The organism is Cellvibrio sp. KY-GH-1 (assembly GCF_008806975.1).
Taxonomy (GTDB): Bacteria; Pseudomonadota; Gammaproteobacteria; order Pseudomonadales; family Cellvibrionaceae; genus Cellvibrio.
In genome coordinates, this window is record NZ_CP031728.1 from 1,081,521 (window position 1) to 1,092,384 (window position 10,864).

The following is a 10,864-nucleotide window of genomic DNA, read 5'->3' on the forward strand; positions in this document are numbered from 1 at the left end:
GAAACCTTCGGATTAATTTTTGCTATAAGTGAGATGGCTGAGAATTTTTTTATAATCACGCAGCAATGCTGATTTTGCTTCTTGATTGAGGTGCGTCAACTTCGGCTTTGGCTTTTCAACCTTAATTATTTTAAATCGTTGATGCCATCGGCTATGTGTTTCAACAATGACTGTTTTAGCTGTCGATGAAAACTGATTGGCAGTAATATCAATGTCAGTCTCACCATATTTTATCCAAATGTGCCGCTGAGATTTTTTGTGTCGGTTTTCGCCTGCAACTATTCTCAGGGATGAAAAACCAATTTCTTCAATCAGAAATTTTGCCAGCAGATAAGAGGAGCATTCGCAGCAATTAACAGGGAAATAGTCCAGCAAATCGAACTGGAACCCATCCACTTTTGCCTTCAGCATCGCCTTACGAAATAGAGAAACCGATTGTTGTAAATCCACAGCTCAAAAAAAGGAAGTAAGTTAAAGGAGATGCCTAGTGTAATGCATCAGGAAGGAATCGTAGACGAATGATGCGGAGTCGATATTATTCGCCGTTTTCTTGCAAAGAGCCAATAAGGACATCGAGTCCCTCATGAGGATCGACCCCTAGCACTTGGCAGTACCGCACAAACTCAAGCACTTCAATTTTCCGTCGATCCTGTTCCATTTTGCCCAGCACAGAATGATGCCGCCCCATTGCAAGAGATGCTTCGCGAAGCGTCAAGCCACTTGCCTCCCGCTGCTTTTTTAACCAGAGGCGTAGCTTTTCATAGTGAGGTGAGTAAGGAGATGATTTCATTGTCTCGATGATAGAGACAGGATAGAATGGCGCGAAATTCGAGACATGAGGCGTCAATCTCTATCATGAAATCTCTCAGCGTTAAGTCCGGACTGCTCTCGGCATTATCAACATTGGTAAATCGGGAATTCACCGTACATGATCTCACCGAAGCCTATTTGAACGATCCGGCATGCCTTCATAGCTCCCAAAAAGCGGCTCGCCAGTTCGTCTATCGCAATATGCTCCGCCTTATCAATAATGGAGAATTGACCCGGATCGTTGTGGAGAGCGGCTGGCCTTTGTATCGATTAACCCCTCGGTTTAAAGCCTTAGGGGGAGCCTCCGTAAAAGCTGCCGCATCGCTGGCGACTCAGGATAAAACGACTGTCACAAAAGATAGCCCTCGCCAAAGCCTGCAAGAGCGACTCAATAGGCATAAGTTGGAAATGTTATCCGCCATGGGCGAGACGGAAGAATACGACGCGATTTGTAATGAGATGCCTGAACTAAGAGACGATGTGCAACCTCTCTACAACCAGTCCCGCGACAAATGCTCCAGATTGCTTGGCCGTGTGAAAGCGCTGGAAAGCTTATTGGCAAGGGAAACAGGTTTAGCGCAATGAAGTTAAGGCGCTGGCAATCCAGGTGCGTTGAACAGGCTCTGGTGAAATTCAGAAACGAAGAGAACCACTTCCTGTGCCTTGCCACCCCGGGTGCGGGCAAGACAGTCATGGCGGCAACCTTGGCGCAGCAGCTTTTACAGCTAGGCATGGTCGATTTGGTGCTTTGCTTTTCGCCCTCCATCATTGTGTCTTCCGATTTCCAGCAAGCACTGGAAACCCATACTCATTCCCGAATGGATGGGCGTCTCGGTTCAAAGGGGCAATCGTTGACCTATCAATCAATGCTGAGCCTGGAAGAGGCTTTTTGGGCATTATTCCAAACGCATCGTGTTTTGGTGATTTTTGATGAGATCCATCACTGCGCGGGTGATAACCTTGAGAATGCCAATGCCTGGGGGCAAACCATCATCCAACATATTCAGGGGCGCGCGGCGTATACCATTGCCTTGACCGGCACGCCCTGGCGCTCCGACCGCATCCCCATTGCGTTATCCAGTTACTGTCAGCACAACAAAATCCGCTGTGATTTTATTTACGGAATGGCGCAGGCTATCCAGGAGAATGTATGTCGCGCACCCAGCATCACGCTGGTGGACAATGACCGCATCATCGTAAAACGCGGCGATACCACGGAGAGATATTCATCTTTTGCAGAGCTACTTAAGTTGTCAGATTGCTCCTACCAACAATTGATTGATAACGATGCTCTGATTGTGTATTTGTTAAAACAATCTTCCAAAAAGTTGATGCAGCTTCGCAAGCAACATCAGGATGCGGGCGGTCTTATCGTCGCGGCATCGGTAGAGCATGCCTATAAGATTGCAACGCTACTGGAGCGTCACTTGGGACAACGTGCTTGTGTCGCCACCTATTTGGACGAAGATGCCCACGGTGCAATTAATTCCTTTAGAAAGAGCACCCAACCCTGGATTATCTCTGTAGGAATGGTCAGCGAAGGTACCAACATTCCACGGCTGCGCGTGTGCTGCCACGTGACCCGAGTTAAAACAGAATTGCATTTTCGGCAGGTATTGGGGCGGGTTTTACGTATGGGAGATATTCCCGGTGAAAGTTATTTGTATCTACCGGCTGAACCTAATCTAGTGGAATACGCAAATCGTGTCGCAGAAGAAATACCGGAATCTGCAACTATCAGACGCGACACTATGCCGAATAATGACGATGAGCAGTCTCTAGCCATCAAGCTACAAGAACCATCACATACCGAAGAAATAACAGAAATTATTTTTGAAAATATGCCTGTAGGTGAGCCACAAACCAGCATAGATGATCCGCAAGCCATTCACATTTCCATGCTGGCACAATCCTATGAAACTACCATCAATGTATTTGGCCGATTTCGGCAAGAATTGCTGCAATTGCATCAACTTTATGCGCACGAATCCAGCAGCCCCCTATAAATCATTTTCAGGCAAACTGCGAAAATATTATTGAGGCTTATCAGCCCGTCCACTGGCTTTATGGTCGCAATCATTAGTTCTCAACGTCTATATAGGCGACACGATACTGGTGAGCATATAGATAACAGTGTTGCTTCATTCGGCACTCCAGCGCACTATTTGGCATCGACAGGGCAAACAGCAAATCCACTATGGCTACCGTAGACCAGTACATAAATGCCGCCACGCGTGACAACACGCGAAAGAGCTACCAATCTGCAATTGAGCATTATGAAGTTCAATGGGGTGGCTTTTTGCCCGCAACGGCAGATTCCATAGCGCGGTACCTGGCTGATTACGCCGATGTACTGGCAATCAGTACATTAAAACTTCGATTGGCAGCGATTGCTCAATGGCATTTGGATCAAGGCTTCCCCGATCCAACCAAAAGCCCGATAGTTAAAAAGGTGATGAAAGGCATCCAGGCGTTGCATCCATCCCGGCCTCAACAAGCCCAACCTCTGGCAATCAGCCAATTGGAATGCATTGATGAATGGCTCGAACAACAACTTGAAGACACTACGAGCAGGGAGAAACAACTCAGAATTCTTCGTGATCGGGCGATTCTTCTCCTCGGATTCTGGCGGGGTTTTCGCAGTGATGAGCTAAGCAGGTTACGTATTGAGCACCTTGAGTTGCATCCAGATGAAGGTATGGCGCTTTATCTGCCACACACCAAAACGGACCACTCGGGGGCGACATTTAAAGCACCGGCCTTGCAGCGATTATGTCCAGTCGTCGCCTGCCAGTCATGGCTCATAACCTCTGGCCTGACACAAGGTCCGCTATTTCCATCCATTAACCGGTGGGGTCAAATAAGTGCTGACTCCATGCATCCAACAAGTTTCATCACGTTACTGCGGAACCTGATTAAGCTGGCCGGAATTGCGAATTCCGATCAGTTTTCCAGTCATTCGCTGCGCCGGGGATTCGCCACTTGGGCGACGGCCAACGGCTGGGATCTGAAAACCACTATGGAATATATTGGCTGGAAAGATGTCCGGTCTGCCATGCGTTATATCGACACCAATCCGTTCGCCGTCACCTCGCTCGCCTTGCCGTCATAACACCCACCCAAACCGTCAGTTTAACCTCGGTCTCGCGTGTTTCTTCAAACTGCGCCTGCGGTTCAAGCATGGTCATGTTTATTTTGGAGAATTGCATGAAGTTTGCAAAACCGTATGAAATAGGTTCGTGTATTACGAACCATCCTTTGGTAGATTGTATGACTTCACAGAAACACTATTCGACGCCAATAAAAAAGAATCAAATGAGACACAATATAATGCACTGAAATAGTGCAATTATTGGATTGTACACACGAAAATTGGGGAGTTAAGGGGAAAGGCGGGAAAACGATGACGGCGAGAGCGACTTTCGATACTTACGATACGATATTGAATGCGTACGATTACTTTAACGCAGCGCTGTTTGGCGGACAACTGCCGGAAGTGATTATTACCTATCATCGTCAACGCAAAGTCATGGGTTACGCCTCAATTGGCCGCTGGGTGAATGCGCAACGCCAGTACGTGGACGAACTAGCAGTCAACCCTGAATACTTCGCTAAATACCCCTTGATCGAAATATGCCAAACCCTTTGCCACGAGATGGCTCATATTTGGCAGGCTCACTTTGGCAAACCCGGACGGCGTGGATATCACAATATAGAGTGGGCCAAGCGAATGACCCGCATTGGGTTGATGCCATCAGCTACCGGTCTTCCGGGTGGTGAAAAGACCGGCGAATGGATGATGGATTATGTCATTTACGAGGGGGCATTCCACCGCAGCTGCCAAGCATTGCTGGCCAAAGGCTTTATTTTGCCTTGGGTAGATCGCTACCCAGTCTTCCGTCTAGAGGTACCGGTACTGGCCTATGACGATAAAGGGCGGGCTATCGAACTGGATGCCAAACTCAATGCGAAAAACAGCAGCAAAATGCTGGCAGCAAAATCCTCCCAAGCAATTGCTTCAATGACAAGTGAGGCTCTGATATCACTCGATGTACAGGAAGAAACGTTGCGCCCTCAACCAGCCCATTGGGAAGGGATCTTTGAGCGTGATACTAACGATGAGTCGGAACAGCACTTATTACAAGAGATATTGAGCTCAAAGCCCCGCGCTAAGTCAGGCCGAATAAAATACTGCTGCAAAAGCTGCCATATACAAGTATGGGGTAAGCCTGGGCTCAATATTGACTGCGCAGACTGTAAGCAGCGTATGCAAGCAGAGACTTAGTCCACGTTAAATCCTGCTCAGAAAACGTACATTTAAACCTCCTGCTGTTCCCATCAACGAAAGGAGTGTTCTATGTACGATAAATTCGACAACCAATCATTTCACGATAATCCTCCCACATTCAAAGCCTCGGATCGAAAGCGATATTTTTACGTCGATGAAAAATTCGGGCACACCCTGTTGGCCAAAGTCCGGGGCGATGACAATAAAGTTTTTCTCACCGTCGCTTACGGATATTTCCGTGCCACAGGGCAGTTTTTCGATACAGCCATTCAAGCGGACATCGATTACGTCGCTACAAAATTTAAGTTAACGGGCTCGTTCAGCTGGTCAGACTATCGCCCTAATACTAGGGATCGTCATCGGCAGTCGATTCGTAATCTGTTGGGCTATTCGTTATTTGATATTAAGAGGCTTGATGGGCTGCAAACGCTCATCAGAAATTCCTCACGCAGCCAAAAAAGTCCTGCACGCTGCTTTGAGGATGTGAGTCGATGGTTGTTTGGTCACAAAATCGAAACCCCAAACTTCGCGACACTTAGCAAAACCATCGATGACCTCTACAGTAATCACTTGAGTGAACAAGTCAGCAAAGTGAACCATTATCTTCGCAAGGATGACAAGCACGCGCTCGATCAATTACTGGAGAAACCGGAAGATGCCAATGACCAATGGCAGCCACACCGCGTTACTTTGCTGAAGAAATTCAACCAGTCGATTCGTGCGATGAAAGTGAAGGAGAACATTGAATCCTTCGACCTTTTGCAACCCCTATACAACTTCACAAAACCTGTTATTGACCAACTCGATTTCACCCAAGATGGACTTAAACGGTTTGCATCCCAGGTGCAGAAAAAGCAAATCTTTCAGCTAAAACGCCTAAAAGACCCGCAGCGTTATCTATTGCTTTCAGCGTTCATTGTCCATCAGTTTCGACAATTGGAGGATACCCTCACTGAAACATTCTTGGCGGCCACAACATCCGTTCGCAATGAAGCTGACCGTAAAGCCAAGGAGGAATATTTTTTACAGCGCAACACTCAAACTGAACATACCCAATTATTAGTGAAAGATACCCAGAATTTGGTGAAGGTCGTATCTGATCTACGCGAGACTCTCGAAAACCCGATGCTTGATGACAGTGAAAAAGTCACGCAAAGCAAAAAAATCATTGCGGCCGAATCGCTCTCCGAGGGTGAAATTAGCATTCATGTTGGCGATGTTCAGGAAGATCTGAATAAAGTTAGCGGCCAAGCATTGACCATGAAGCACTACGAAGAAGCATCCTTAAAACTACAGCGAAAATGCAATGATATTTTGCTGCGTTTGGAGCTTAGCTGTGATACCAGCGGCGAAGTACTCAACAATGCGATACAGCGTTTCAAACAAGCCAAAGGGCAAATTGACAATAAATTTCCTATCGACTTTATGACTAAATCTGAACAGGCGTTTGTCAAAAACGACAACGTCATTAATAAACCCTTGTATAAGGTTTTGTTGTTCATGTATATCGCGGATGCCATCAAGCGAGACTCACTGTCAGTGGTTGATTCGTATCGCTACAGAAAGCTGGATAAATACCTTATCTCTCCAGAACGTTGGGCGGCAGATCGCGCGTATTTGTTGGCGCAAGCAAAAATGGAGGATTTTAGCGATGCCCAACAGGTGCTAGACGATCTCGAATTGCAGCTTGACGCTCAATTTAAGGAAACTAATGAACATTTGAAGGAAAACAAAAACGAGTATATTGAAGCAGATGGTGCTGGCGGCTACAGACTTACATCGGAGCGAAATACCAGTGCTGCAACTTTTGCGCTGGATGAGAAACTGGATATAGAACTGCTGCCCGAAGATATGCAGATATCAATTGTCGAAGCCATGCATACAGTGAATCAAGCAACAAATTTTCTTGATGAGTTTGAACATATTGACCATCGGTATTTAAAAGATCGACCAGAGAACCGAAATTTTTATGCTTGCATTATCGGACTTGGTGCTCACATTGGAACAAAAAGAATAGCCAGAAATTCCCCTGCAATAAAAAAGTCAATACTTGAATCAACATCCACGGCCTATTTCAGTCTGGAAAATGCACAGCGAGCCAGTGATGCGATCATCCGCTTTGTCAATAAACTGCCACTGTCGCAATTGTATCGGTCAGAGTATGGGATGCAGACATCCAGTGATGGCCAAAAATGGACCGTTAGTAAAGACTCTTTTAATGCAAACTATTCCTTCAAATATGGAGGGAAGGACATGGTCGTATCAGAGTACTCGTTTATAGATGCGCGCGGCCTCTTTCCTCATTCAACAGTTATTAGCGGCTCCGAGCGAGAAGCGCACTACATGATTGATGGGTTGCTAAAAAATGAAACCGTAAAATCAGACATGCACTCAACGGATACGCACGGATATACCGAAGCAGTATTTGGGATGACTTATTTACTAAAATTTTCGTTTGCACCAAGAATTAAAAATGTGCATAGGCAGCAGCTTTATTCCGGTAAATATCCCTCAGTGTACAAGCAGAAGGACTATTTGATTCTTCCGGCAAAACGTTTTGATCGCAAACTTTTGGAAAAACACTGGGAAGATATACTTCGGCTTGTAGCGTCAATCAAGCTGGGTGAGGTTTCAGCATCGCAAATCTTTAAACGACTAAATTCTTATTCCGCTGATGAAAATTCGCTTTATTCTGCGTTAAAAGAATTCGGAAGAATCCCCAAATCACTGTACATATTGCGATATGTCGATGATGTAGATCTCCGTGCTGCCGTCCATAAACAATTAAACAAAGGTGAGTCCGGCAATCGTCTCAATAAGGCTCTTGCCATAGGCCGTCTGGAGTACAGCCAAACATTAAAGGACGACCAAGAACTGGCAGAATGCTGCAAGCGTATCCTAAAAAATGTTGTTGTCTGCTGGAATTTTATGTACGTATCGCAACTGCTCATGCGCGCCAAGACAGATGCCGAACGCACTGCAATACTCAAGAAGGTGAAAACCTCATCATTATTAGCGTGGGAACATTTTATCTTTCACGGTGAGTTTGACTTCTCTGACGCCAAGCTACAGGACTCCCAAAAGTTTGACTTTAAGGGGATGGTAAATCCGAGCTTGATAAAGGGAATGGATGATGAGGAATCTCCAAATATATAGGTAGAGAACCATTTTCCCAAAATTTGGCGCTCATATTGGCCAGATTTTGGGAAACCAAATGATCGATAACTTATTGTTTTATTTGGATAAAACTGCTTACCTATGGATTAAAATGCACTTTTGTTTAGAGTTAACCCAGTTATTCGAAACAACTGCCAGGCCATCCCTCAACAAAAAAAGGGCGCAATAAATTGCGCCCCTACCAATCAATATTTCATCATCCACCGTAGGGGTTCAATTTATTGAACCCTTTTTAGGGTGATAAGAAACCCGGAACATATAACCTCGGCAACCTTGCCATAAACACCCCCTTGAATTTAATTTTAAAACTTTTTTAACTTATTGAACTGATATCAACAGATCAAGGAGCCTGACCCCTTGATCCACTTGACCCCTTGATCCACTTGACCCCTTGATCCACTGACCCACATGAGTCCGCCCCCTTTGATCCACATCACAACTGAAAAAGCCTTTTGAAGCTATCACGCCCCACTGAACTACCCAGAAAAAAATTCACATCGATCAAGAAATGCGAGTTTAAAGAGTCATCTTTTGACATTAAAAAATCAACCACTCTTTGACTAAAAATCAAACTCTCATTTTTCTTAACATTAAACTCAAACGAAAGCGCACTTTTCCTATTGATGGACACCTCTATTTTATCTTCATCGACGTTATATAGCTTATCGTTCAAAATGAAATAAATTTGTTCGTTCTGGACAAACAGACAGTAAAAATTCCTCTTCAAGCAGAAGCGCGGACAGAAAGTATAATACCCCACACATTTCGTCCTTTTTGAATTTTTAACTAAAATAAAGCTATCCTGGCAAACAACGAGCTGCTTCATTCCAAAAAAATTAATATCTTTTACAGTAATTATATTTTTCATTATTTACTCATCAAACAATTGGTTACCTAAACCGATCACCCCAAGAGGAGCAGTAGGAATTAGATAGCTATCCCAAGCTGTATTTGACCTACCAAGAGAAGCGGCAGCCTTATAAAAGTCACCGCCGCTTTTTGCCCAGTAATAGTCTGGACGAAAGAAAGATCGGGGACTGCTAATGAGTCTGGGAGAAAAATTAAGTATCTTAAATAAATCTCGGGCATTAGAACCGATCGCAAATGTGTTATAGGAAGGCGTAGACCTAGCTGTAAGCGCACCAATAATTTTATATCCTTGACTAACTCCCGCACGCCACAATCCAATCCCACCCAATGCTTGCTCAGGATAAAAACCCTCAATTCCATCATCCATTCCCCAATTTGGACTCGGTCCAAATGTATTCCCCGATTTGGTATCGTACCAACCCTCGCCGTTACTTGTGTTATAGCTAAGGTGATCGTGCGTAGTACACATTTCACCAATCAATCCCAATAAGTCAAACGATGTAATTGGATTGCCGCTCACATACCCAAACGTATTAACCCCTGCCTCCAACCCAATCGGGTCAGATTCGATATAGCGGCCCAACGTTGGGTCGTAATCGCGGAAATAGTTATAGGAATAACCCGTTTCGCTGTCGGCATATTGGCCGGGGAAGCGCAGTGGTTGTTCTACATTGCCGTTAACAGTCACTTCACCAAAAGGGGACTGATTGACTGACCAGACCACTTGCTGCGCAGCATCCACCAACAATTGCGGTGCACCCAAATGGTCGTTGACCATAAAGAATATCTCGCCATTGGTGTTGCTTTGGTAATCCACCATGGCGATGCGTTGGTTCGCGGCGTAAATGTATTCGCGAATCGGTGCACCGGTTACGGTGGTTTCTGCAATCAGGCGGTTATCCGTGTCGTAATGGAAATGGATAATGTTTCCATCCACTTGTTTGATAACACGTTGGCCCTTGGCGTTGTATTCGTAACCTGCAACAACAGTTGCGCTGCCGCTCACCTTCACTTGCTCAAGGCGATTATTGTGGCCAAAGGTTAATGCTTTAGTCGCCGCGCTGGCAGAATCATTCACGATATTACCGACCGCATCGTAACCCAGCACACGCTCATGCAACTCGCCCTGCTCACCTTCGGTAATCACATTCAACAAGCGGTTGCTGCTTTCTGCGTATTCGTAAGCTTCCAGGCGATTATTTTGCTCGCGCGATTTACGGTTACCGACCGCGTCGTATTCATAATTGATAACGCCGTAACTGCCAGAGGCATCCGTTAAACGCGACAACTCGTCATAACCAAATACCTGGTTCGCCGAAGGTTTGGTCTAATCTATGATGCTGACAATCGGGACTTTTAACTATTTTTACGCCAAACCAAGCAGTTACGCATCAATAGGATGTTTATTTTTTGAGTTTTTGAATAGACAAAAACAAAATAAATTGCCGCCGCAAGCATCTGCCCAAAAACCAAAAACAGCCCCCATGCAATTTTTCTTTTAACGCGAGAATATTTGAAATGATCTACCAACATAGAAATCCACAAGAACATCCCCCCAAACATTCCCCAACTGAGCAATACTCTACTAAACAACCCCATCTGCCACCATGTTCCATCACCATCCTGACCAAAAACAAATAACCCTAAAATCATTAAGATAAATCCAAAAAATGCAACAGCATTTAAATATTTCATAATGAACCACTCAACAAAATATAA

Annotated in this window: 10 protein-coding genes; 5 read left to right on the forward strand and 5 right to left on the reverse strand. The window is 45.1% G+C overall.

Annotated features, from left to right (window positions below; translation table 11 throughout):
* Positions 1 to 12 precede the first annotated feature (12 nt).
* Together D0C16_RS04595 and D0C16_RS04600 are read right to left on the reverse strand one after the other, a co-directional pair.
* Complete coding sequence (locus tag D0C16_RS04595) at positions 13 to 411, reverse strand: hypothetical protein (protein ID WP_191968643.1); 399 nt, start codon at positions 409 to 411, stop codon at positions 13 to 15.
* Positions 412 to 535: 124 nt separating this feature from the next.
* Positions 536 to 790, reverse strand: a complete 255-nt coding sequence (locus D0C16_RS04600; protein WP_225318904.1) for a helix-turn-helix transcriptional regulator — start codon at positions 788 to 790, stop codon at positions 536 to 538.
* Between the two features lie 65 nt (positions 791 to 855).
* On the opposite strand from D0C16_RS04600, the gene D0C16_RS04605 reads away from it, so the two are divergent.
* From D0C16_RS04605 to D0C16_RS04625, 5 genes are all read left to right on the forward strand, one after another.
* Positions 856 to 1,395 carry a hypothetical protein gene (locus D0C16_RS04605; RefSeq protein WP_191968644.1) on the forward strand — a complete coding sequence of 180 codons (540 nt, stop codon included), beginning with the start codon at positions 856 to 858 and terminating at the stop codon, positions 1,393 to 1,395.
* On the forward strand, positions 1,392 to 2,816 hold the full coding sequence (locus D0C16_RS04610; protein ID WP_151031222.1) for a DEAD/DEAH box helicase: 1,425 nt from the start codon (positions 1,392 to 1,394) through the stop codon (positions 2,814 to 2,816). The genes D0C16_RS04605 and D0C16_RS04610 overlap by 4 nt, the downstream gene beginning before the upstream one ends.
* A 191-nt stretch (positions 2,817 to 3,007) precedes the next feature.
* Positions 3,008 to 3,922, forward strand: coding sequence for a site-specific integrase (locus D0C16_RS04615; RefSeq protein ID WP_151031223.1), 915 nt, complete (start codon positions 3,008 to 3,010; stop codon positions 3,920 to 3,922).
* Between the two features lie 291 nt (positions 3,923 to 4,213).
* Positions 4,214 to 5,095, forward strand: coding sequence for a SprT-like domain-containing protein (locus tag D0C16_RS04620; protein ID WP_151031224.1), 882 nt, complete (start codon positions 4,214 to 4,216; stop codon positions 5,093 to 5,095).
* 72 nt (positions 5,096 to 5,167) lie between these two features.
* Positions 5,168 to 8,254 carry a Tn3 family transposase gene (locus D0C16_RS04625; RefSeq protein ID WP_151031225.1) on the forward strand — a complete coding sequence of 1,029 codons (3,087 nt, stop codon included), beginning with the start codon at positions 5,168 to 5,170 and terminating at the stop codon, positions 8,252 to 8,254.
* A gap of 454 nt (positions 8,255 to 8,708) precedes the next feature.
* Here D0C16_RS04625 and D0C16_RS04630 read toward each other — a convergent pair whose 3' ends face one another.
* From D0C16_RS04630 to D0C16_RS04640, 3 genes are all read right to left on the reverse strand, one after another.
* Entirely contained in the window at positions 8,709 to 9,143 is a 435-nt protein-coding gene (locus D0C16_RS04630; protein ID WP_151031226.1) for a hypothetical protein, read from the reverse strand.
* A gap of 3 nt (positions 9,144 to 9,146) precedes the next feature.
* A complete protein-coding gene (locus tag D0C16_RS04635; RefSeq protein ID WP_151031227.1) occupies positions 9,147 to 10,433 on the reverse strand; it encodes an RHS repeat domain-containing protein in 1,287 nt (428 codons plus the stop codon).
* Positions 10,434 to 10,501: 68 nt separating this feature from the next.
* Positions 10,502 to 10,840: a hypothetical protein gene (locus D0C16_RS04640; protein WP_151031228.1), complete on the reverse strand. Its 339-nt coding sequence runs from the start codon at positions 10,838 to 10,840 to the stop codon at positions 10,502 to 10,504.
* Positions 10,841 to 10,864: the final 24 nt, after the last annotated feature.

Coding starts and splice junctions, on each gene's coding strand:
- D0C16_RS04610 (WP_151031222.1), top strand. CDS start 1,392: ATGAAGTTAAGGCGCTGGCAATCCAGGTGCGTTGAACAGGCTCTGGTG.
- D0C16_RS04640 (WP_151031228.1), bottom strand. CDS start 10,840: ATGAAATATTTAAATGCTGTTGCATTTTTTGGATTTATCTTAATGATT.
- D0C16_RS04595 (WP_191968643.1), bottom strand. CDS start 411: ATGCTGAAGGCAAAAGTGGATGGGTTCCAGTTCGATTTGCTGGACTAT.
- D0C16_RS04620 (WP_151031224.1), top strand. CDS start 4,214: ATGACGGCGAGAGCGACTTTCGATACTTACGATACGATATTGAATGCG.
- D0C16_RS04600 (WP_225318904.1), bottom strand. CDS start 790: ATGAAATCATCTCCTTACTCACCTCACTATGAAAAGCTACGCCTCTGG.
- D0C16_RS04630 (WP_151031226.1), bottom strand. CDS start 9,143: ATGAAAAATATAATTACTGTAAAAGATATTAATTTTTTTGGAATGAAG.
- D0C16_RS04605 (WP_191968644.1), top strand. CDS start 856: ATGAAATCTCTCAGCGTTAAGTCCGGACTGCTCTCGGCATTATCAACA.
- D0C16_RS04625 (WP_151031225.1), top strand. CDS start 5,168: ATGTACGATAAATTCGACAACCAATCATTTCACGATAATCCTCCCACA.
- D0C16_RS04615 (WP_151031223.1), top strand. CDS start 3,008: ATGGCTACCGTAGACCAGTACATAAATGCCGCCACGCGTGACAACACG.